The 22517-nt window shown below is 37.5% G+C and carries 19 protein-coding genes; 12 read left to right on the top strand and 7 right to left on the bottom strand.

What is annotated here, in order from left to right:
* The first annotated feature begins 41 nt into the window (after window positions 1–41).
* From B9A18_RS07570 to B9A18_RS07560, 3 genes are all read left to right on the top strand, one after another.
* Window positions 42–1904: an ABC-F family ATP-binding cassette domain-containing protein gene (locus B9A18_RS07570; RefSeq protein WP_084288633.1), complete on the top strand. Its 1863-nt coding sequence runs from the start codon at window positions 42–44 to the stop codon at window positions 1902–1904.
* 263 nt (window positions 1905–2167) lie between these two features.
* The gene (mnmG, locus tag B9A18_RS07565; protein WP_084288632.1) at window positions 2168–4030 is read left to right on the top strand and encodes a tRNA uridine-5-carboxymethylaminomethyl(34) synthesis enzyme MnmG; all 1863 of its coding nucleotides are present in this window, start codon (window positions 2168–2170) and stop codon (window positions 4028–4030) included.
* Between the two features lie 143 nt (window positions 4031–4173).
* Window positions 4174–5802, top strand: coding sequence for an Ig-like domain-containing protein (locus tag B9A18_RS07560; protein ID WP_084288631.1), 1629 nt, complete (start codon window positions 4174–4176; stop codon window positions 5800–5802).
* Here the strand turns inward: B9A18_RS07560 and B9A18_RS07555 are convergent, their stop codons facing one another.
* Window positions 5803–6312 carry a gamma carbonic anhydrase family protein gene (locus B9A18_RS07555; RefSeq protein ID WP_084288630.1) on the bottom strand — a complete coding sequence of 170 codons (510 nt, stop codon included), beginning with the start codon at window positions 6310–6312 and terminating at the stop codon, window positions 5803–5805.
* A 3-nt stretch (window positions 6313–6315) separates the two neighbouring features.
* Window positions 6316–7902, bottom strand: coding sequence for an L-aspartate oxidase (gene nadB, locus B9A18_RS07550; protein WP_084288629.1), 1587 nt, complete (start codon window positions 7900–7902; stop codon window positions 6316–6318).
* Between the two features lie 600 nt (window positions 7903–8502).
* Here nadB and nadA point away from each other — a divergent pair.
* On the top strand, window positions 8503–9495 hold the full coding sequence (gene nadA, locus B9A18_RS07545; RefSeq protein WP_084288628.1) for a quinolinate synthase NadA: 993 nt from the start codon (window positions 8503–8505) through the stop codon (window positions 9493–9495).
* Window positions 9496–9539: 44 nt separating this feature from the next.
* Window positions 9540–10580 (top strand): thiamine-phosphate kinase, encoded by a 1041-nt coding sequence (thiL, locus tag B9A18_RS07540; protein WP_084288627.1) that lies wholly within the window; start codon window positions 9540–9542, stop codon window positions 10578–10580.
* Here the strand turns inward: thiL and B9A18_RS07535 are convergent.
* A complete protein-coding gene (locus B9A18_RS07535) occupies window positions 10577–11869 on the bottom strand; it encodes a DNA recombination protein RmuC (protein WP_394335617.1) in 1293 nt (430 codons plus the stop codon). The two genes, thiL and B9A18_RS07535, sit on opposite strands and share 4 nt — an antisense overlap.
* A 265-nt stretch (window positions 11870–12134) precedes the next feature.
* Here B9A18_RS07535 and B9A18_RS07530 point away from each other — a divergent pair, with 265 nt between their 5' ends.
* The gene (locus B9A18_RS07530) at window positions 12135–12827 is read left to right on the top strand and encodes a zinc metallopeptidase (protein ID WP_084288625.1); all 693 of its coding nucleotides are present in this window, start codon (window positions 12135–12137) and stop codon (window positions 12825–12827) included.
* Between the two features lies 1 nt (window position 12828).
* Here the strand turns inward: B9A18_RS07530 and apaG are convergent, their stop codons facing one another.
* Both apaG and dusB read right to left on the bottom strand, forming a co-directional pair.
* Window positions 12829–13215 (bottom strand): Co2+/Mg2+ efflux protein ApaG, encoded by a 387-nt coding sequence (gene apaG, locus B9A18_RS07525; RefSeq protein WP_084288624.1) that lies wholly within the window; start codon window positions 13213–13215, stop codon window positions 12829–12831.
* A 36-nt stretch (window positions 13216–13251) separates the two neighbouring features.
* Window positions 13252–14259, bottom strand: a complete 1008-nt coding sequence (gene dusB / locus B9A18_RS07520; RefSeq protein ID WP_084288792.1) for a tRNA dihydrouridine synthase DusB — start codon at window positions 14257–14259, stop codon at window positions 13252–13254.
* A 54-nt stretch (window positions 14260–14313) separates the two neighbouring features.
* Between dusB and B9A18_RS07515 the strand changes: the two genes are divergently transcribed.
* Window positions 14314–15222, top strand: coding sequence for a CPBP family intramembrane glutamic endopeptidase (locus B9A18_RS07515; protein WP_084288623.1), 909 nt, complete (start codon window positions 14314–14316; stop codon window positions 15220–15222).
* A 65-nt stretch (window positions 15223–15287) separates the two neighbouring features.
* The gene (locus tag B9A18_RS07510; protein WP_084288622.1) at window positions 15288–16097 is read left to right on the top strand and encodes a phosphatidate cytidylyltransferase; all 810 of its coding nucleotides are present in this window, start codon (window positions 15288–15290) and stop codon (window positions 16095–16097) included.
* Between the two features lie 98 nt (window positions 16098–16195).
* On the opposite strand, the gene B9A18_RS07505 is transcribed toward B9A18_RS07510, so the two are convergent.
* Window positions 16196–16408 carry a DUF3820 family protein gene (locus B9A18_RS07505; RefSeq protein WP_084288621.1) on the bottom strand — a complete coding sequence of 71 codons (213 nt, stop codon included), beginning with the start codon at window positions 16406–16408 and terminating at the stop codon, window positions 16196–16198.
* 10 nt (window positions 16409–16418) lie between these two features.
* Complete coding sequence (gene mfd, locus B9A18_RS07500) at window positions 16419–19760, bottom strand: transcription-repair coupling factor (protein WP_084288620.1); 3342 nt, start codon at window positions 19758–19760, stop codon at window positions 16419–16421.
* Window positions 19761–19903: 143 nt separating this feature from the next.
* Here mfd and B9A18_RS07495 point away from each other — a divergent pair, with 143 nt between their 5' ends.
* From B9A18_RS07495 to B9A18_RS07480, 4 genes are read left to right on the top strand one after another with little or no spacing between them, the layout of a single operon-like run.
* Entirely contained in the window at window positions 19904–20236 is a 333-nt protein-coding gene (locus B9A18_RS07495; RefSeq protein ID WP_084288619.1) for a DUF2752 domain-containing protein, read from the top strand.
* Window positions 20229–20585, top strand: coding sequence for a TM2 domain-containing protein (locus B9A18_RS07490; RefSeq protein ID WP_084288618.1), 357 nt, complete (start codon window positions 20229–20231; stop codon window positions 20583–20585). Before B9A18_RS07495 ends, B9A18_RS07490 begins: the two co-directional genes overlap by 8 nt.
* 27 nt (window positions 20586–20612) lie before the next feature.
* Window positions 20613–21710 (top strand): Nif3-like dinuclear metal center hexameric protein, encoded by a 1098-nt coding sequence (locus B9A18_RS07485; protein ID WP_084288617.1) that lies wholly within the window; start codon window positions 20613–20615, stop codon window positions 21708–21710.
* Window positions 21710–22453: a zinc ribbon domain-containing protein gene (locus B9A18_RS07480; protein ID WP_084288616.1), complete on the top strand. Its 744-nt coding sequence runs from the start codon at window positions 21710–21712 to the stop codon at window positions 22451–22453. Before B9A18_RS07485 ends, B9A18_RS07480 begins: the two co-directional genes overlap by 1 nt.
* Window positions 22454–22517: the final 64 nt, after the last annotated feature.

Raw genomic sequence — 22517 nt, 5'->3', positions numbered from 1 at the left:
TTGTAGTAATTTCTTATCTATAATATCGTTAAACACAGACTTTGAGCACACTTATTGCAGCCGAAAACTTAGGCCATGCTTACCACGACGAATGGCTATTTAAAAATTTAACCCTGGGCATCCAGACGGGGCAACGCGTAGCGTTGGTGGGGATTAATGGTGCCGGAAAAAGCACCTTGCTAAAACTTCTTGCCGAAAGGTTCTCTCCTTTGGAAGGAAAAATAGTGAAGAATAAATCCACTAAAATAGGATTTTTAGACCAAGAACCCTCATTTCCAGATGGTTACTCTATCAGCGACTTTATATTTTCACTTGAAAATAAACAACAACAGCTGATTAAGGAATACGAGGAACTGATTGAGGATCCCAATCCGGATGAAAAGAAATTAAACCGTTTGTATGAAGAACTGAGCGAACATAACGCCTGGGAGTATGAACACGAAATAAAAACCATCCTGAGCAGAATGGGCATAAACCATTTGCAACAAAAGATCTCTACCCTATCAGGTGGACAGAAGAAACGTCTGGCATTAGCCAAACTGTTAATTGAAGATCCTGAGATTTATGTATTGGATGAGCCTACCAACCACCTGGATATTGATACCATTGAATGGTTAGAGAAATTGCTGACCACAGGAAACAAAACTTTACTGTTGGTTACCCATGATCGTTATTTCCTGGATAATGTATGTAATACGATTGTAGAACTCGATAGAGGCAAAATCTACAACTACAATGGAAACTATGCTTACTTCCTTGAAAAGAAATCAGAAAGAGAAGCAGCTGATGAAAGTACATTTCAGAAGAACAAAAATCTTTTGAAAAAGGAGTTAGAATGGATGAGAAGAATGCCTGCGGCACGTACTACAAAATCTCAATCCAGGATAGACTCTTTCTATGACTTAGAAAGCAAAACCAAACAAAGATCCGACAATCAAAAAGTCACTTTAAACGTGAAAATGTCCAGACAAGGGAATAAAATACTTGAACTGGATCATATCGGTCAGTCGTTTGATGGCAAAAATATCATCAATGATTTTAGTTATACGTTTAAACGTGCAGACCGAATTGGTTTAGCTGGTAAAAACGGAACGGGTAAGTCTACCCTACTAAATATCATTACAGGTTTTTTAAAGCCTGAGAAAGGAAAGGTAAACACCGGCGAAACTACGGTCTATGGATATTACAAGCAAGGAGGTTTAGCCTTCAATGAAAAAGAGCGTGTAATTGATATTGTAAAGTCGGACGCCGAATATATCAAAATGGCCGATGGTCAAACCATTTCCGCATCGCAACTTTTAACCTTGTTCTTGTTCCCTCCTAAGAAGCAACATGGAATGGTGGAGAAATTAAGCGGTGGGGAAAAGAAACGTTTACACCTGATGAAGGTCTTGATGCAGAATCCAAACTTTCTAATTCTGGATGAGCCAACGAATGATTTGGATATTGACACCTTAAATGTACTGGAAGAATTCCTTGAAAACTTCCCAGGCGTTTTAATTTTGGTTTCTCACGACAGGTATTTGTTAGACAAAATGAGTGAGCAATTATTCATCATGGAAGGCAATGGAGAGGTAGCAATTTACAATGGTAACTATTCTGAGTACAGAATAAGCTTAGATACACCAAAAGAAAAGGTAGAGCCAAAACAGAAAGAAACTATTGAAGTATCTAGCCCTGCTCCTGCTGTAAAAAAATTGAGTTATAAAGAGCAACGCGAATTGGAAGAATTAGAAGTAAGGATCGCTGAGGTTGAGAAAGAGATCGCAGATTTAACTTTATCACTTTCTCATATTGACAGCGCAAATTATTTAGAACTTCAAACAACAACGCAATCAATAGAAAAATTAAACAACGAACTAGAAGTAATAACAGAACGTTGGTTAACGCTTTCTGAACAATAAAGACTATTTAGGGTGATGTACCGTTTATAAAAAGGACGATCAGGAAGCAAGAAAACGAAATGATGTTATTCAGTTTTAAAGACTAATAAGAACAATCCCTACCAGATCCAATCTTTGATTTCAATATAAAACAAAGCATAATTACCTTAAATAAAACAATAAAATAAATTAAAAAAACAAATGTTTCACGTGGAACCCTTCCGAAAAAATCGAATATAAGCTCCATACGTTCCACGTGAAACAATAACTAATAACAAGACGAAATGTTTAAAGAATATGATGTAATCGTCGTAGGCGCAGGCCATGCAGGTTGTGAAGCTGCAGCCGCTGCAGCGAACCTTGGGTCCTCTGTCCTACTGATCACAATGAACATGGAAACCATCGCACAGATGAGTTGCAACCCAGCTATGGGCGGTGTTGCAAAAGGTCAGATTGTGCGTGAAATAGATGCGATGGGTGGCTACTCAGGAATAATAAGTGATAAGACTACCCTGCAATTCCGCATGCTTAACCTTTCAAAAGGTCCGGCCATGTGGAGCCCAAGAGCACAGAATGACAGAAAGAGATTTGCAGAGGAATGGCGTCTTGCTTTAGAGCGCACACCAAATGTAGATTTCTGGCAAGATATGGTAAGCAGCCTAATTATAAAAAACAATACAGTGGTAGGGGTTAAAACTTCTATCGGCGTAGAGATAAAAGCCAAGTCTGTTGTATTAACCAATGGTACCTTTTTAAACGGGCTTATCCATATCGGTGAAAAGAAATTCGGCGGAGGAAGGACAGGTGAAAAAGCTGCAACAGGGTTAACAGAACAACTTACAGAACTAGGCTTTGAAGCCGGTAGAATGAAAACTGGTACCCCACCCCGTGTTGATGGACGCTCGCTAAATTATAGCGTAATGGAAGAACAATGGGGAGATGAAAATCCAGGTCGCTTTTCTTACACGAATGTAGCACTTCCAACAGAACAACGTTGCTGCTGGATTACCTATACTAATGCCAATGTGCACGAAACCTTAAAAGAAGGATTTGAAAAATCACCTATGTTCACTGGTCGTATTAAAGGACTTGGACCAAGGTACTGCCCTTCAATCGAAGACAAAATAAACCGCTTCGCTGAACGCGAAAGGCACCAGATATTCGTTGAACCAGAAGGCTGGAATACTTGTGAGATCTATGTAAATGGCTTCTCTACGTCCCTACCTGAAGACGTTCAATACAGAGCTTTAACACAGATACCAGGCTTCGAAAATGCAAAGATGTTCAGACCAGGATATGCGATAGAATACGATTATTTTCCACCTACCCAGCTGTCTTTAACGCTCGAAACCAAGTTAATCAGCAATTTGTTCTTTGCAGGCCAGATTAATGGTACAACTGGATACGAAGAGGCTGCTAGTCAAGGTTTTATAGCTGGAATCAATGCACACCAGAAGGTAACAGACCAGCATGAGTTAATCATGAAAAGATCTGAGTCTTATATAGGTGTTTTGATAGATGACCTGGTAACAAAAGGCACCGAAGAGCCGTATCGAATGTTCACTTCAAGAGCAGAACATCGCTTACTATTACGTCAGGATAATGCCGATATCAGACTCTCTCCTATTGGCTACAAACTTGGACTGATCAATGATGAGCGTATGGAGATCGTAAATAAGAAGGTCGAAAACTCCGATGCAATTGTAGCTTTTGCTAAAAAACAAGGTATAGAAATGAGCAGTGCAAATGCCATGCTTGAAGAACTTGGAACGAGTGCTTTAAATCAAAATGTAAAAATAGTTAGCTTATTAGGCAGACCACAAATTGGCATAAACGATGTAAGAAAAGTTAGCCCTGCTTTTAATGAAATGCTAAATCAATTTGATAAGGAAACTATCGAGCAAGCTGAAATCAAAATCAAGTACGAAAGCTATTTTGAAAAAGAGCAGGAGATTGTGAACAAAATGCAGAAGATGGAAGATAAGGATATCAATCCTAACTTCGATTATTCACAACTCGTATCTTTATCAAAAGAGGCTCGTGAGAAATTATTGAAGATAAAACCACGTACATTAGGACAAGCATCAAGAATTTCTGGTGTTTCACCATCTGATATATCAGTTTTAATGGTCCATATTAGCAAATAAGATACAAATCACTGATTTATAAATAATTAACTAATAAAAAAACACATTAAAAACTGACCTCATTAGATGAGTTTTAAGACACTTTTAAGAATTCGTAATGATATTGGTTAAAAACAGATATAAATTAAATATAACGCATATAAATGGCTAAAAAACGAATTATAGAAAACTTCAGGAATTTTATAGCGCTTTTTTTCATAAGCATTCTATTTTATGCTTGTGCAAGCATGCAACAGCCTCAGGGAGGACCAAAAGATACCGAGCCGCCGAAGATTTTGAAGATAACACCCAAAAATTTAAGTGTAAATTTCACTGCGACAAAAATTGTACTTGAATTTGATGAATACTTCAAAATTCAAAATGAATCTAAGGAATTTACGGTATCCCCTGAAATGGCAAAAGCTCCATTACTTAAAACTAAGGGTAAAAGACTAGAGGTAAGTATTCAGGATACCCTGGAAAAAAATACAACCTATACCCTTAATTTTGGTAAAGCGATAGCGGACGTAAACGAATCAAACGTTGTAAAAAACTTTACTTATGTTTTCTCTACAGGGCCAAAATTAGATTCATTAAGCATTAAAGGAAAAGTAATCAATTCCGTTACGGGAGAGCCTGAGCTTGATGCACTTGTATTTATACTTCCCTTAAAAAGAGATACTATTTTTGGGAAAAGTAAACCTTCTATATTTACAACTACCGATAGCAGTGGTAATTATTCGCTAAATAACTTAAGAAAAGACACTTATAAGATTTATGCACTAAAGGAAAAAAATGGTGATAAAGTTTATCAGCAAGCATCAGATGAAGTAGGCTTTTTAAAGGATTCTATCGTTTTAGATAAGGTTATGGATAACGTTAATCTAAGTATTTTTAAAGAGGATGCTACCACATTTAGAGTACTGGATAAACGCTTAAACACAGATGGAAGCATTACTTTTTCTTTTAACCAGAAGCTGCAAAAACCAGAAGTTACGGTAACAGAACCTCCTGCGTTGGATGCCACAAAAATCATAAAATTTAGTAAAAACAACGACTCATTAAGGATATGGCTTAAAGATTTGAGTTTTGATTCTACTAAGATTGCCATAAAAGAAGCTGGAAAACTACTACAAAGCGTGACTTTTACAAGGGGTAAAAAGGAAACTTATACCAGGGTAATAAGCGAATCAGATAACATAGATAATCGCATGTTAAACCCAAATAAGCCGCTTAAATTAACCTTTAATTTCCCCATAGAAAGTACTGATCTGACAAAGATCAGTTTATTGGAAGACTCCGTAGCCCGCACAGGGTTTACTTTTGTTAAAGACAGTACCGACCTCCTATCCTATTATTTCAGGTACCCATGGAGACCTAAAAAAACATATGAAATTAAGTTTCAGGCAGGTGCTGTAACAGGTATTTTTAATAGCAAAAACAAAGAATTTATCAAAACATTCGAATTGGCTAACAAGGATGATTATGGTACTTTGATCGTAAAAATTGTTCCACCTGAACTTAACAAAAGTTATATACTTGAGGTATTGGATGGCAATAAAGGTGTAGTAAATACCCTGGTAATAACCAGAGATACAACGGTAAAATTTGCCAATTACAGAGCAGGAAAATACTGGTTAAGGATCAGTTACGATACCAATAAAAATGGTAAATGGGATACTGGCAGTGTTAAACTAGGCCAGCAGCCCGAAAAAATATGGAATGAACCCAAAGAGCTTTCAATAAGAGCCAACTGGGAACGCAATGAGACGGTAACTATTCCAAAGGAATAATTACATAAACCAGTCGGAATACATGATGTAATTATCCGGCAATTTATTCAATAAAGCCCGTTGCTCTTCAGTAATGGGCTTTATTTTTTTAGCGGGTGTACCAGCATAAATATAGCCGCTTTCACAGTGTGTATTTTCCAATACCACAGCACCGGCAGCGATAATACAATACTCCTCAACAAGGGCATTATCCATGATAATGGCCCCCATTCCGACCAAAATATTATCTTTAAGTATGCAGCCATGAACGATGGCATTGTGCCCTACAGAAACTCTGTTTCCTATTGTAGTAGAAGCTTTTAAATAGGTTGCATGGATCACTGCACCATCTTGTATATTAGACTCATTGCCAATCGTAATGCTGTTTACATCACCTCTTATTACTGCATTAAACCACACAGAACACCTATCCCCCATTACAACATCACCAACTATGGTCGCATTTGGGGCTATAAAACAATCACTACCCCATTCCGGGTTTTTATCTTTAACTGGTAATATTACTGGCATAACTTAAAAAATTGTATCTGTTAATTGCTCAGAATGATTAGGATAATCTGTAGTATAGTGCAATCCTCTACTCTCTTTGCGGACCATTGCTGCTTTAATAACTAAGAAAGCCACCTGAATAATATTCCTTAATTCACATAGTTTTACAGACACTTTATTTGCTTTATAAAACTCTTCTGTCTCTTCATGAAGTAAAAATAAACGTCTTAAAGCACGCTCAAGTCTAAAATCAGAACGAACAATACCTACATAATCACTCATTAATTTCTGTGTTTCACGAAGGTTATGTGTAACCAGAATATCTTCATTTGATTGTGTAACACCAAATGCATTCCAATCAGGAATATGCTCTGGAATCACATTATTCTTAAACACTTTAATCGCATCTTCATATATCCTATGCGCAAATACAGGCGCCTCCAATAAAGAGTTAGAAGCTAGTCTATTGGCACCGTGAAGGCCAGTTGAGGAACATTCTCCACATGCATATAAATTTTTAATAGACGACCTGCCATATTCATCTACCATAATCCCACCGCACATATAATGCGCAGCGGGTGTAACCGGTATAAGATCCTTAGTCATATCAATACCTATGGATAAACATTTGGCATATATATTAGGAAAATGTGCTAAAATATCAGATTTCTTACGGTTTCTTATATCCAGATAAACAAAATCTTCGCCTGATTTTTTCATCTCTGCATCAATAGCACGAGCTACAATATCACGTGGTGCCAATGAACCACGTTTATCATATTCATACATAAATTCATCGCCATTTTTCCTGCGCAACACACCACCAAAACCACGAACAGCTTCGGAAATCAGAAATGCAGGATACTCTCCAGGGTTATATAAAGCGGTTGGATGGAACTGAATAAACTCCATATTCCTCACTTTACCTTTAGCACGATAAACCATCGCCATACCATCACCTGTAGCAATTACAGGATTAGTTGTGCTGGAATAAACATGTCCGGCTCCACCAGAGGCCATGATAGTCACACTAGCTAAGATCTTTTCCACATCGTTAAGCTCTGTATTAAAGGCATATATACCATAACAGTTGATATCTTCGGAACTTTTATCCACATGCTCACCTAAATGATGCTGAGTAATTAACTCCAAACAGAAGTAATGTGTTAATATCTCTATGTTTTTATTCTGATGAATTTGTTTTAATAAGACACTTTCAATCTCATATCCTGTAACGTCTTTATAATGTAAAACACGATGTTCAGAGTGCCCTCCCTCCTTTGCCAGATCGTATACACCAGACCTATCCTTATCAAAATTGATCCCGTAATCGATGATTTCCTGAATTCTCTGAGGTCCTTCCTTTACAACAATTTCTACTATCTTCTTGTCACACAGCCCATCTCCCGCAATCAACGTATCTTCTATATGTTTTTCAAAAGAATCATCTTTATCTACCACTACAGCTACGCCACCCTGGGCATATTTAGTATTAGACTCATCTTCGTTTGATTTTGTAACAATTAATACCTTCCCGTGCTTCGCTGCCTTTAATGCAAAGCTTAAACCGGCAATACCCGATCCTATAACCAAAAAATCTACTTTTCTCATTCGTATACTATTGTTTTTCAATTTATTATAAAGCCAAAATAAGCTCTATTAACTGTTCTGCTTTGGAAAAAATTCCTCAGAAATACACAATTTTCCCGCAATTGTTAACAACGTTGATATTAATGTGAATTACATGTCTATATAAACAGAACAAATATTTTTGAATGTTTAAAGCTAAGCTAAAAAGGGAATTTGCCACAATATTTTGAGTTATTTTTAAGCATAGTCAAGGAGTTTATCCACTTTTTGAACAACAACTAACAATAAACATATTCCTATTGATAAAAATATGGTCCAAAAAATATCTCGCTGGAAATCAGCCGATATTTTGAATAAAAATGTCATATAAATGTTAGTAAATTATTAATAACTCAAATAACAGAACAAAAAAAACATATTTATAAACGTTATCAACACACTAATAAACAATAGAAATCTATTTATATTAAAATAATTATAATTTATTGAACTGTTGAAACTGCGTACCTTTACAAAATCTTAAAAACAGTTTTCAAATCACTCAAATGAAAACAGGAACGTTGATAAGTATATTAAAACTTGCAGTACGCATTGAAAAACTGAATAACTTAACAAGACAAAATGGACACCTTAGCCGAATTAAACAGAAAAGGATATATTGAGGAACATATTGATCCAACACTAGATCTCTTTGAAGAAATTGAAAAATTAAAAAAGGAAAAAAATGCAATCATTCTTGCACACTATTATCAGGAACCTGATATACAGGATATTGCAGATTATATTGGTGATAGTTTAGGTCTTTCTCAGGAAGCAGCTAAAACGGAAGCTGATGTAATTGTATTCGCTGGAGTTCATTTTATGGCCGAAACAGCAAAAATTCTTTCTCCTGAAAAAACGGTATTGTTACCTGATTTAAAAGCAGGATGTTCGTTGGCAGATAGCTGCCCACCGCACTTATTCAAAAAATTTAAAGAAAAATATCCAGATCACCTCGTGATCACGTATGTGAACTGTACGGCCGAATTAAAGGCAATGAGTGATATCGTTTGTACCTCAACAAATGCGGTACAAATTGTAGAAAGCTTGCCGAAAGATCAAAAAATTATATTTGGCCCGGACAAGAATTTAGGTGCATGGGTAGCTAAAAAGACTGGTAGAGAGTTAGTTCTGTGGAATGGTGCCTGTATGGTCCATGAGATATTTTCCAGAGAAAAAATTACAAAATTAAAGGAGCGCCATCCGAATGCAAAGTTCATTGCGCACCCTGAATGTGAGGAAGCGGTGTTAAAAATGGCTGATTATATTGGTTCAACTACTGGATTATTGAAATATACCATCAATAACGACGCACGAGAATTCATTGTAGCAACAGAAAGTGGAATCATTCACCAAATGGAGAAAGCTAATCCACTCAAAACTTTCATTCCGGCACCTCCAAATAACAATTGTGCCTGTAATGACTGCCCATACATGAAAAGAAACACACTTGAGAAATTATATTTGTGCTTAAAAAATGGTTTGCCGGAAGTTTCTGTGCCTGCTGATATTATTGTAGCCGCCAGAAAACCAATAGAAAGAATGCTGGAAATTTCAGCAAAATTAGGACTATAGTGAATGTTAGTAACTATGTTAATTAACTGTAAAAGAATAAGATAATGTTTGAAAATAAAGACCGTACGGATATCGCTGAATTGGGTGAATTCGGACTGATTAAGCACCTGACAGATAATTTTAAGGTACAGCATGAGAGTAGTATTAAGGGAATCGGTGATGATGCTGCAGTATTGAATTTTGAAAACAAGGAAGTCCTGATTTCTACGGATTTATTGCTTGAAGGTATTCATTTTGATTTGGCATATGTACCGATGATGCACCTGGGTTACAAAGCGGTGCAGGTTAACTTGAGCGATATTTATGCGATGAATGGTACGCCAACGCAGATTACGGTTTCTATAGGGTTATCGAGCAAATTTCCGCTTGAAGCTGTAGAAGAAATCTATAAAGGTATACAGCTTGCTTGCGATAAGTTTAATATTGATTTGATTGGTGGCGATACGTCGTCCAGTAAACAAGGTTTAGTGATCAGTGTAACCAGTATTGGTCATGCAGAAAAGGGCACTGTTTGTTACAGAAATGGTGCGCAAGAAGGTGATTTAGTTTGTGTTTCTGGTGATTTAGGTGGTGCTTATGTAGGTTTACAAATCCTGGAAAGAGAAAAGCAGATATTTTTGGAAAACCCTAATATTCAGCCTGATCTTGAAGGAAAGGATTACATCATTGAGCGTCAGTTGAAGCCTGAAGGCAGAAGAGATATTGTTGATTTACTGGCTCAGATGGATATTATCCCTACTTCTATGATAGATGTTTCGGACGGTCTGGCTTCAGAAATTTTACACATCTGCGGACAATCTGATAAAGGGGTTACTTTGTACGAGGAAAAGTTCCCTATCGATCCTATGACCTATCAAACTGCAAGAGAATTAGGTCTTGATCCAACGATTTGTGCTTTAAACGGTGGTGAAGATTATGAATTGCTATTTACCATTAAACAAGCTGATTACGAGAAATTAAAACACGATGTAGACATTAGCATCATCGGTCACATCACTGAGAAAAACTCAGGATGTAATATGATTTCCAAATCTAATGTGGTGCATGAATTGAAAGCACAGGGCTGGAATGCTTTTAAAGGCTAGTTTGCCAAAATATCATCATGATCTAAAAATTTGGTGTCAATCTGCTTTGTTGCTTTGGCACCTAATTTTTTGATCTTCTCCGAGGTGTTTGAAAGGTTTCCTGAACCTGTGGATAACTTGTTAAGTGCTTTATCATAAGTATCTTGCGTTAGCTTTAAATTTCGACCTATACCTTCCATATCCGCTAAGAACCCAACAAATTTATCATACATATTGCCACTTAAACGGGCAATTTCCAATACGTTTCTGTTCTGTCTTTCCTGCTTCCAAATGCTGGCGATGGTACGTAAGGTTGCCAGTAGGGTTGAAGGACTAACAATAACTACCCTTTTATCCCAGGCATAATTAAATAGTTCGGCGTCTTTTTGTACTGCTATTCCAAAAGAGGATTCTATTGGAATAAATAGCAATACAAAGTCTGGCGAATTGATTTGATAAAGTTCCTGATAGTTTTTAGCAGATAAACCCTGAATGTGTGATTTGATGGAAATCAAATGCTGTTTAAGCTCTATTTCTCTTTGCTCATCAGTATCCGCAGTAACTACTCGTTCATAAGCTAATAAAGAGACCTTAGAATCGATTACAATATGTTTATCGTCCGGAAGGTCGATAATTACATCCGGTTGCATCCTGGCCCCCTCAAATGAGCTTAAACTGGTTTGTATCCGGTACTCTCTATCCTTGATTAAACCGGAGCGTTCTAAAACTCGCTCCAGAATTACTTCTCCCCAGTTTCCTTGCTTCTTATTATCGCCTTTAAGTGCTTTGGTGAGATTATTCGCATCTTCCTGTATTTGCTTGCTTTGATCCATCAGTTGGGAAATTACTCCTTTTAGTATATTCCGCTCATCAGATTCTGCCTTGTAAACTTTATCTACTTTATCTTCGAATGCTTTGATATTTTCTTTTAGTGGATTTAAAATCACATCCAGGTTTGCGCGATTTTGCGCTGTAAACTTCTCTGTTTTTTCATCCAGTACTTTATTGGCTATATTTTCAAATTCCAGTTTAAAACGTTGCTGCAGTTCGGCAATATATTTTTCCTGTTCAGCCTGCATTTGTTGCTGGGCCAATAAGTTTTGCTCTGCTTTGATCACTTTACCGCGTTCTACCATAAAAATTGAGCGAAGGTCATTCAATTCATCATCCAGTTTTTGCTTTTCCTCCCTGAGCCAGTTTAAAGCTTTTTGATGTTCCTGCTCCTTTAGTTCGAGTAAGGCCAGATGCTGGTTACTATTGGCTGGCTTTTTAAAAAAAAGCACCACCAGTAGTACTAATATTATGATCATTATTGGGATTAAAAATGCTTCCATGCTAATATTTTTATCAAAAGTGATTAAAATCTATGTAAATATCAAATGTTGATTATTTGCTACTAATTTTATTTGAATAACTACACTTGAGTAGTTAGGCTAATTTTTTATTAATAATTAAATACAGTCCTCAATTGGTAAATAAAAGCTAATTATCTGCTTAAAAACGATTTAAAACTGGTTTTAAATAAAATAGGAACGTTTTTTGTTCAATACTATGCGGAAACAGTCATGATATAAAATGGGAACGTATTTAGGTTTGATTATTCCGATACTGGTGGTTAGCATGTTCGTGCAGTGGAGATTCAGAAACAGATTTTCAAAATATGCCGAAATGCAGTTAAATTCAGGTTTTTCGGGAAGTGAGGTGGCAGAGAAGATGTTGCATGATAATGGAATATTTGACGTGAAGGTTGTAAGTACAGATAAAGCTTTATCTGATCATTATAATCCTGAAAATAAAACGGTTAATTTAAGTACAGATGTATACTATGGACGGAGTGTTGCAGCTGCTGCCGTAGCTGCGCATGAATGTGGACATGCAGTACAGCATGCAAGAGCTTATCATTGGTTGCAATTGCGTACGAATATGGTTCCGGTAGTGAGTATTACCTCTAACTTATTGCAATGGATATTGATTATTGGTGTTTTACTCGTTGCTTTTACTTTTAATCCGTTCTTATTGGGTATAGGGGTGCTTGGATTAAGCTTAATTACTATTTTTAGTATCATTACCCTACCTGTAGAGTTTGATGCCAGCAAAAGAGCTTTAGCATGGCTAAAAAATAATAAAGAAGTATTGTATACTACGGAAGAACACACACAAGCAAAGGATGCGCTTTGGTGGGCAGCCATGACTTATGTAGTTGCTGCATTAGGTGCCCTGGCAAACCTATTCTACTATGCCTCTATTCTATTTGGAAGAGCTAAATAGCTTAATTTAAGCGGTAAGGAACAATCAGTTCAAATTCCGGTATATCAACTATAAAATCTTTGTGATCAGCAATGCGTTGCATAAGGTAATTTCCTTTCATGCTACCCATATCTGTATTCAAATTACAAGCTGATACGTAAGCATGACTTTCGCCAGGTTCAATAACAGGCTGCTCTCCTACTACACCTTCTCCCTCTACTTGTCTTTGTGTACCATTGGAATCAAAAATAAACCATTGCCTTCTTTTAAGCTGAACAGCATACTCAGTTAAATTCTCGATGGTAATGCGATAAGCGAACATAAAATGCCCGTTAACCGGGTTGGAATGTTCATCCTGGTAGCTTGTATCAACTGATATTTTTACGCCTAATGTGATCGCTGTAACCATTTTAACTTTATTGTTTTAATAAGTAGTTTTCAAAAATCAGGCCATTTCACCATTGAGGTGAAGGTTATGATATTTGTATGCTATTTCGTCTAATATACTATGAATAGTATCAATATTTTCTTCTTTAACTAATTGCATTCTATAACCTTTAAAGTCTGGAATTCCTTTAAAATAGTTAGCATAATGCCTTCTCATTTCAAAAATACCAACCCTTGGTCCTTTCCAGGCAATTGATTTTTCGAAATGCGTTCTGCAAACTGATACCCGTTCTTCAATAGTTGGACCTGCCAGAATTTCACCGGTATTGAAAAAGTGTCTGATTTCCCTGAATATCCATGGATAACCAATAGCAGCTCTGCCGATCATGATCCCATCTATTTCATATTCCAGGCGCCAATCCGCTGCTTTCTGAATGCTATCTACATCCCCATTTCCAAAAATAGGGATTTTAATTCTTGGGTTACGTTTGATCTCACGGATTAATGTCCAATCTGCCTGTCCTTTATACAATTGTGCCCTGGTACGACCGTGAATGGTTAATGCCTGTATACCAATATCCTGCAAACGCTCAGCAACTTCTTCTACATTTTTAGTGGTATCATCCCAGCCTAATCTGGTTTTTACCGTTACTGGCAAATGTGTGGCTTTAACAACCGCTTCAGTCATTTTTACCATTTTGTCAATATCTTGTAATAATGCAGAACCTGCACCTTTACAAGCTACCTGTTTAACCGGACAACCGTAATTGATGTCCATTAAATCGGGTCCGGCAAGCGTAGCAATTTCAGTTGCTTCGCGCATATGATCTATCTCACTACCAAATATTTGAATACCAATTGGTCTTTCATACTCAAAAATATCAAGCTTAGCTCTGCTTTTTGCAGCATCTCTGATCAGTCCCTCTGATGAAATAAACTCAGTGTACATCATATCAACCCCACTTTGTTTACATACGAAACGAAAAGGTGGATCGCTTACATCCTCCATGGGAGCAAGTAACAAAGGGAATTCTCCCAGATCAATATTTCCTATCTTTACCGACATTTCTCTATCTTCATTGCCAAAATTAACGGCACAAAGGTACAAATATTACAGAAAATGAACTCCATACAAAAATTGAGGGAAGAGAACAGCCCTTTCGTTCAGCTGCTCATGCTGGTATTTTATGCGATAATTGGTTTAATTGCAGCTTCTGCAATTGGCTTTGGTATTGTTTACCTGATGTATGGGGCCGATATTTTTAACAATCTGGATGAGCTGATGGGTACTAAGCCCCAATATTTACCTGCGCAAAGGATTTTTTTAACCGCTCAGCAGTTTGGTCTTTTTTTATTTCCTGCTTTGTTGTTGGCTAAAACTGAGGGACAAAGGTTAAATGTATTTTATGGTTTTAAAAAGCCGGAACTAAAATCGTTTTTTATCGTTTTGCTGCTCATGATTTGTTCGCTGCCTGTTATGGAACTAATCGTTAATTTTAATCAGAAAATGGTGTTGCCAGCACAGTTTAAAGCGCTTGAAGACTGGATGAAAGCTGCTGAAGAGCAGGGAATGGAAACAACGAAGGCGCTTTTAAAAATGGACAATATGGGCATATTTTTGCTCAATATTGGAATGATTGCCTTATTGCCTGCTGTAGCGGAAGAGCTGATGTTCAGAGCCGGTGTACAACGTATTTTAGGCCGGATGTTTCATAATCCGCATGTGGCTATATGGTTTTCTGCTTTTGTATTCAGTGCCATTCACATGCAGTTTTATGGCTTTTTACCAAGGTTATTTCTGGGTGCGGGTTTTGGCTATCTTTATTTCTGGAGCGGCAGTTTATGGTATGCTATATTCGGTCATTTTATAAATAATGCTTATGCGGTGTGTGCAGCATGGTATATGCAAAAAAACAATATACCTTTGTCGGAGGCCGATAAGACAATAAATGTAGCCTGGTATGGCTATATCATCAGTGCTGTAATGACCTTTTTGCTATTTCAATATTTTAAAAAACAAACTAAATGAACCCGACATGATTAAAATAATCATCAAAGGCTCCCATCTGACAATTAAAAACAAAAAATAAATAGATGAAAACCAGAGCAATAACTGCTTTCTTTTTTACCATTGTGATGCTTGGCTCTATCTTTTTAGGCGCCTATACTTTTACTTTTTTCTACCTGATTTTAAGTCTTGTAGCATTGATGGAATTCTTTGGTATGATTAAAACTGTAGGTATCAAACCGCATAAAAACATTGCTTTATTGGTTGCTACATTGATATTTTTAATGACTGCAGGCTATCATTTATTGCAGTTCGACACTAAATTTATGTTGCTGATTATCCCTATAATTTTCTCTGTATTTATCAGTGAATTATATAAAAAGGATAAAACGCCATTTACCAATATTTCCTACACATTTGTGGGTTTTGTTTACATTACAGTGCCCTTTTGCTTTTTTTACGCCCTAGGGTTTATGCAAAATACTGCAGAATATAATTTCCATTTGCCACTTACTTTTTTACTGTTGCTTTGGGCTAGTGATACGGGTGCTTATCTGTTTGGAACTAAATTTGGTAAAACACGTTTATTCGAACGCCATTCACCAAAGAAGTCATGGGAAGGTTTTTTTGGTGGCATGTTGATCAGTGTATTGGCTTCTTATGCCATTTCTTTATGTTTTACAGAACTTAATCCGCTTGTATTAGGTGGAATGTCTGTATTGATTGTTTGTTTCGGTACACTCGGAGATCTAGTAGAATCTATGCTTAAGCGAAGCCTTAATGTAAAAGACTCCGGGAACATATTACCTGGTCATGGGGGTATTTTAGATCGTTTTGACGGCCTTTTGATAGCAGCTCCTATTGTGTATACCTACCTCTATCTGATCCTTAACTAAGCTATTTCTTTTTTACTTTATACATGCTCATAATGAGTAGTGGACCGGACATGGACTCACTATGGACTTGTATAGTCCTTTTAGGAGTCGGCAGAACACTACTTTTTCTTTAGGGGTTGCAGTAAATATTCCAGACCGTTTAGCTTAATTTCATAAAGTGTGGCGATCATCTCGCCTAGTTTACCTGGCGGAAAGCCCTCCTGTTGGAACCAAACTAAGTAGGATTCCGGTAAATCACACATGGTGCGACCTTTATATTTTCCAAAGGGCATTTTCATGGTAACAAGGTCTTGCAGCAGCTGAGGATTCATTTTATTGGGTTTATTTAACCACCATTTCCAGCATTTCTACAGCTTCGTCTATCGTATTCAGGTTATCAAAAGCAATGCGCAATGAATCTTTTACTTCCTTGAGGTTGCATAAACGTGGATGGATCTGTGCAAAATGCAATATTTTATTGAACATTACAGAATCAAAAAATGCCGATTGCTTATCGGTGATGAAATAGCCACGAAGGATGCCTTTTTTAAAGGTTATCTTTTCGAAGGCTAATTTTTTAGCTACCCACTGTAACCTCAACACATTCAGCATCGTTTTTACTGGTGCAGGAATTGGACCAAAGCGATCTTTTAAAGAGCCTTCAAAGGCCTTTAACTGCGTCTCATCTTCAATTTTTGATAGTTCTGTATACAGGTTATACCTTTCAGTAATATTGGTCACATAATCATCCGGGATATATAGTTCCAGGTCGGTATCAATCTGAGTAAAATTAACAAACGGACGTAAAGGCTCATCTTTAAAGAGGTCCTTAAATTCATCTGTTTTAAGTTCCTGAATGGCCTCATCCAGGATTTTATGGTACATCTCGAATCCTATTTCGGCGATAAAGCCACTTTGCTCTGCGCCTAAGAGGTTTCCACTACCTCGGATATCTAAATCCCTCATCGCAATATTAAAGCCGCTCCCAAGGTCTGAAAACTCTTCAATAGCACTAAGACGTTTTCTGGCTTCAGAAGTGAGGGTAGATAGTGGCGGACTCAATAAGTAGCAGAAAGCTTTTTTATTGGAGCGTCCTACCCTGCCCCGCATCTGGTGTAAATCACTCAGACCAAACATATGTGCATGGTTGATGACGATCGTATTGGCATTTGGAATATCCAAACCAGCTTCGATAATGGTTGTGGCTACTAAAACATCTTTTTCACCATTGATAAAATCAAGCATGACATCTTCTAGCTGGTCGCCATCTAGTTGTCCGTGAGCAATACCTATGCGTGCTTTTGGTACCAAAGTTTTAATCAAACCGCCTAATTGAGGCAAATCGTTTACGCGATTATGGATAAAGAAAACCTGCCCACCCCTGTCCAACTCAAATTGTACAGCTTCCTGAATCAATTTATCATTAAAAACATGCAATTCTGTGTTCACCGCCTGTCTGTTTGGTGGCGGTGTGCTCATGATGGATAAATCTCTTGCACCCATTAACGAGAAGTGTAAAGTACGTGGTATTGGTGTTGCTGTGAGTGTTAGCGTATCTACGTTTACACGTAAAGCACGTAGCTTTTCTTTGGATGTTACCCCAAATTTCTGTTCCTCATCAATGATCATGATACCCAGATCTTTGAATTTTACGTCTTTACTAAGTAAGCGGTGTGTGCCGATTACGATATCAACTTTACCTTCAGCCAGTTTGGCGAGGGTTTCTTTAATTTGTTTATTGGTTTTAAAACGGTTGATGTAATCGACCGTACAAGGGAAATCTTTTAAACGGCCTGAAAAGGTTTTAAAATGCTGTAAGGCAAGAATCGTTGTAGGTACCAGAATAGCGGCTTGTTTGCCATTTGCAACGGCTTTAAAGGCAGCTCTGATGGCAATTTCTGTCTTGCCAAACCCAACATCACCACATACCAGTCTGTCCATTGGATGAGGTGCTTCCATGTCCTTTTTAACATCTGCAGTAGCCTTCTCCTGATCAGGAGTATCTTCATAAATAAAAGAAGCCTCTAGTTCCGTTTCCAGGTAGCCGTCCGGACTAAAAGCCGTTCCAACCTGGGATTTTCTCAAAGCATATAGCTTGATCAGATCGCGGGCGATGTCTTTAACTTTTTTTTTAGTCGTCTTTTTAAGTTTATCCCAGGCTTCGGTACCCAATTTATTCATTTTTGGGGCTGTACCATCCTTTCCACTGTATTTAGCAATGCGGTTTAAGGAGTTAATATTTACATATAGCAGGTCATTATCTGCATATACGAGCCTGATCATTTCCTGGGTTTTGCCGTTTACCTCTACTTTTTCAAGTCCGGCATACTTCCCTATTCCATGGTCAATATGGGTTACAAAATCGCCTGGTTTAAGGTCTCTCAGTTCTTTCAGAGTGATGGCCTGACTGCGCTGATAACCTCTTTTAAGCTTGTATTTATAAAAGCGATCAAATATCTGGTGATCGGTGTAAAAAGCTAGTTTTTGCTGCCCATCCACAAAACCTTCCCTTAAAGGAATGTTTACCGGAGTAAATTTAGCCGTCTTATCAATATCGTCAAATATGGCATATAGGCGTTCAGTTTGCTTGGTAGACGAACTGAAAATAAAGTTGTGTATACCTTGCTTTTCGTTTTCCTTAAGGTTATGGATCAGCAAGGTAAAGTCCTTGTTAAAAGAAGGTTGAGGTTTTGTTTCGAATTGAAATACATCATCTGTTTTATAGAAGAATTGCTTTCCAAATTCAATAAGTGGGAAATCATGGAACATATCCCCCATCATTTTTTCGTCGGTGAAGGCGAATTTGGGGTCTATCCAGTCCTGATTTTCCTGCTTCTCTTTTGCAGGAAGCGCTTTCCATAATTCGACGGCTTTTTTATAGCCGCCTTTAACAATGTCTAAGGTAAATTCTACATCCTTAAACCACAGTTGGGTATCTTTTTCTATATAATCAAGAATACTGATGTTGTTTTCGGTGAGGTATTTAGACTGTACATTTGGAATGATGGTCAGTGTTTTTACATCTTCAACAGAGAGCTGACTTTCGATCTCGAAAGTACGAATGCTTTCTACAATATCGCCGAAAAACTCAATACGATATGGCAGATCATGGGAAAATGAAAATATATCAACAATACCACCACGGATAGAAAACTGTCCGGGTTCATACACGAAGTCGGTACGGTTAAAATCGTAATCGAATAAAAACTCATTAATGAAATCGATGCCTAATTTGGCATTTAAGCTGATTTCAAGCGTGTTTTTTTCAAGAATTTCACGGTTTATAACTTTTTCAGCAATAGCTTCCGGATAGGAAACTACGATTTTTCCATATTCCGAATGGTGGTTTAATTCATTTAAAACCTCTGCCCGAGCCAGTACATTAGCGGTGTCTACCTGTGTAAAATCGAAGGCCTTACGAAATGACGAAGGGAAAAGCAATACTTCTTTGTCGAGTATGCTTTCCAGATCGGCCAGGAAATACGAGGCTTCTTCTCTATCAGGAAGTATAAATAATTGAGGCTTATGTAAAAGAAAATAAGTAGCCACTGCTATTGTTGCGTCGGAAGAACCCACTAAGCCTTTAAGCTGAAGTTTGGTGCCCTTGCCCGCGTTAAGGGCCTTTGCCAATGCTACAATACGCTCATCTGTTTTGTATCTGTTGATCAGGTCGCGAATGTTCACATTACAAATGTAATATTTATGGCGAGCTTTAAATGTAACAAAATTTCAATCATCTGATCTAAAGCTTAAAAGGGTAAAAAAGAGAGGAGTACTGCGTTCTGGCGGAAAGATTGTTTACCTTTAGGTAAAAATGATGCTGTAAAATGAAAATATTAAAGCGTTTGCCGTTTGAATTAATCGTTTGGATTATGGCTTTGGTGTTGCTTGGAATGACGGATGTACATGACCATGGTTCGGAACCACATTTTACACTTTGTCCGCTGGCCAATATGGGCTTTACCTGGTGCCCGGGTTGTGGAGTAGGAAGGTCTATTGCGCATTTGCTGCAGGGCAATTTTGGAGCAAGCCTGGAGCAGCACTGGTTTGGTATACCGGCATTGCTGATTATAGGCAGTAGGATAGTTGGTTTGATTAAAAAGAATTTTATTACGCTTAAGGAATTAGGCTTAAAGTATAAGGAGGAAAGATATGTTTGATTCACCATTTATGTCGCTGCCGGGCATCTCGCCACAGGAATATGCGTATTTGCAAAGTGCAACTACAGGATTTAGCGAACAACAATTAAGAGCTTTTTTAATGATCTACAGTAGCAAAAGAAGAAATCCGGATGATATGATTCTTTATTGCATCCTTGGGTTTTTTGTATTTGGATTATCAAGGTTTTTAGTAGGACAAATCGGTATGGGTATTCTATATTTTTTCACTGCAGGATTATGTTTTATCGGGACAATTATAGATTTGATTAACCATAAAAGTCTTGCTTTCGAGTACAACCAGAAAATGGTGTTTGAAAGCCTGCAAATGGTAAAAATGGGTAATCTTTAGTAAAAAAATCTCGTATCTTTACCTGATATGAAGTTATCTGTTTTAATAAGGCACCTGGAGGCGTTTGCGCCTTTAAATTACCAGGAAGATTACGACAATTCGGGCTTGATAGTGGGCGATCCCAATGAGGAGATACACGGAGCATTAGTTGCTTTGGATTGCGTAGAAAGCGTTGTTGATGAGGCTATACTGCATAATTGTAACCTGATCATTACGCATCATCCCATAGTTTTTAAGGGACTGAAAAAGATTACCGGAAAGAACTATGTAGAGCGGGTAGTGTTGAAGGCAATAAAAAACAACATTGCTTTGTATGCGATACATACGAATCTGGATCATGTGCAATATGGGGTAAATGGAGTGATTTGTAGCCGATTGGGTTTACGGAACACGAAGATATTAAGCCCTAAAAGCGCCATTTTAAAGAAACTGATTACTTTTTGTCCAATTGCTCAGGCAGACGTATTAAGAGATGCGCTATTTGCTGCAGGAGCCGGAGATATTTCTAATTACAGCGAATGTAGTTTCAATTCAGAAGGGTTTGGCACCTTTAACGCAGGTGAGGATACAGATCCTTTTGTAGGAGAAAGAGGTATTCAGCACCTGGAGCCTGAGGTTAGGATAGAGACCATTTTTAAGGTTCAGGATGAGCGAAAAGTACTGCTAGCTCTATTCGAGCATCATCCATATGAAGAGGTAGCCTATGATGTTTATGCATTAGAGAATAAACTGGATACTGTTGGAGCCGGAATGATTGGTTGGCTGGAAGAACCAATGGAAGGGGCTGAGTTTTTGAGGTTGGTAAAAAACAACATGGATGCTACTGTGATCAGGCATACACGTTTGCTACCTAAAAAGATCAGAAAGGTAGCTGTTTGCGGTGGATCAGGTAGCTTTTTACTGAAGGATGCCATTGCCGCAGGAGCAGACGCTTTTGTCACCGCGGATTTTAAATACCACGAGTTTTTTGATGCCGATGAAAAAATAGTGATCGCAGATATCGGACACTTTGAAAGTGAACAATTTACATCTGATTTGTTGATAGATATTATTCAAGAAAAATTTCCTAACTTTGCAATCCGTTTAACGGAGCATAACACAAACCCCATAAATTATTTCATTTAATGGAACAAACTGTAGAGCAAAAGCTAAAAGCTTTATACGAATTACAAACCCTGCATACTCAGATTGATAAAATACGTCAGATACGTGGCGAACTTCCAATGGAAGTTGCCGATTTAGAAGATGACGTTGCAGGTCTGGAAACACGTATACAAAAATTCAAAGGCGAATTGGATGATACTGAAGATGCCATTGTAACGCGTAAAAATATGATCAAGGATGCTCAAGGCCTGATCAAAAAATATGAAACTCAATTAAAAGACGTTAAAAATAACCGTGAGTATGATGCCTTAACTAAAGAGGTTGAGATACAAACGCTTGAGATTCAGGTTTGTGAGAAGAAGATCAGAGAGTTCGGATTTGACATTACTCAAAAAACGGAGATTTATGATAAAGCGCTTGCTGATTTAGAATCAAGAAGAAAAGATCTTGAGATTAAAAAAAGTGAGTTAGAGACCATTACTGCTGAAACGGAGAAAGATGAGCAAGGCTTGCTTAAAAAATCAGAGAAAGCTGAAACTCAGATCGACGAAAGATTATTGGTTGCTTACAACAGATTGAGAGGAAATGCAAATAACGGTTTAGCGGTAGTTACTATCGACCGTGATTCATGCTCAGGATGTTTTAACCAGATTCCACCTCAACGTCAGTTGGATATCCGTCAACGTAAAAAGATCATCGTTTGCGAACATTGTGGAAGAATTTTAGTTGACGAAGCGCTTACTCAGGAAGTGGCTCCGGTTTAAAACCAGCTATTACAATATTAAAAAGGGTCAGAAATTCCATCTGGCCTTTTTTTTGTGTTTAAAT

Source organism: Pedobacter nyackensis (genome assembly GCF_900176505.1).
In the GTDB taxonomy this organism is placed as follows: Bacteria; Bacteroidota; Bacteroidia; order Sphingobacteriales; family Sphingobacteriaceae; genus Pedobacter; species Pedobacter nyackensis.
Note: the sequence above shows the minus strand (reverse complement) of the source record. Positions and strands in the feature narration are given on the sequence as shown.

Excerpts from the sequence above, each read along its gene's own strand:
- mnmG (WP_084288632.1), top strand. The coding sequence starts at position 2,168 with ATGTTTAAAGAATATGATGTAATCGTCGTAGGCGCAGGCCATGCAGGT.
- B9A18_RS07560 (WP_084288631.1), top strand. The coding sequence starts at position 4,174 with ATGGCTAAAAAACGAATTATAGAAAACTTCAGGAATTTTATAGCGCTT.
- B9A18_RS07555 (WP_084288630.1), bottom strand. The coding sequence starts at position 6,312 with ATGCCAGTAATATTACCAGTTAAAGATAAAAACCCGGAATGGGGTAGT.
- nadB (WP_084288629.1), bottom strand. The coding sequence starts at position 7,902 with ATGAGAAAAGTAGATTTTTTGGTTATAGGATCGGGTATTGCCGGTTTA.
- nadA (WP_084288628.1), top strand. The coding sequence starts at position 8,503 with ATGGACACCTTAGCCGAATTAAACAGAAAAGGATATATTGAGGAACAT.
- thiL (WP_084288627.1), top strand. The coding sequence starts at position 9,540 with ATGTTTGAAAATAAAGACCGTACGGATATCGCTGAATTGGGTGAATTC.
- B9A18_RS07535 (WP_394335617.1), bottom strand. The coding sequence starts at position 11,869 with ATGATCATAATATTAGTACTACTGGTGGTGCTTTTTTTTAAAAAGCCA.
- B9A18_RS07530 (WP_084288625.1), top strand. The coding sequence starts at position 12,135 with ATGGGAACGTATTTAGGTTTGATTATTCCGATACTGGTGGTTAGCATG.
- apaG (WP_084288624.1), bottom strand. The coding sequence starts at position 13,215 with ATGGTTACAGCGATCACATTAGGCGTAAAAATATCAGTTGATACAAGC.
- dusB (WP_084288792.1), bottom strand. The coding sequence starts at position 14,259 with ATGTCGGTAAAGATAGGAAATATTGATCTGGGAGAATTCCCTTTGTTA.
- B9A18_RS07515 (WP_084288623.1), top strand. The coding sequence starts at position 14,314 with ATGAACTCCATACAAAAATTGAGGGAAGAGAACAGCCCTTTCGTTCAG.
- B9A18_RS07510 (WP_084288622.1), top strand. The coding sequence starts at position 15,288 with ATGAAAACCAGAGCAATAACTGCTTTCTTTTTTACCATTGTGATGCTT.
- B9A18_RS07505 (WP_084288621.1), bottom strand. The coding sequence starts at position 16,408 with ATGAATCCTCAGCTGCTGCAAGACCTTGTTACCATGAAAATGCCCTTT.
- B9A18_RS07495 (WP_084288619.1), top strand. The coding sequence starts at position 19,904 with ATGAAAATATTAAAGCGTTTGCCGTTTGAATTAATCGTTTGGATTATG.
- B9A18_RS07490 (WP_084288618.1), top strand. The coding sequence starts at position 20,229 with ATGTTTGATTCACCATTTATGTCGCTGCCGGGCATCTCGCCACAGGAA.
- B9A18_RS07485 (WP_084288617.1), top strand. The coding sequence starts at position 20,613 with ATGAAGTTATCTGTTTTAATAAGGCACCTGGAGGCGTTTGCGCCTTTA.
- B9A18_RS07480 (WP_084288616.1), top strand. The coding sequence starts at position 21,710 with ATGGAACAAACTGTAGAGCAAAAGCTAAAAGCTTTATACGAATTACAA.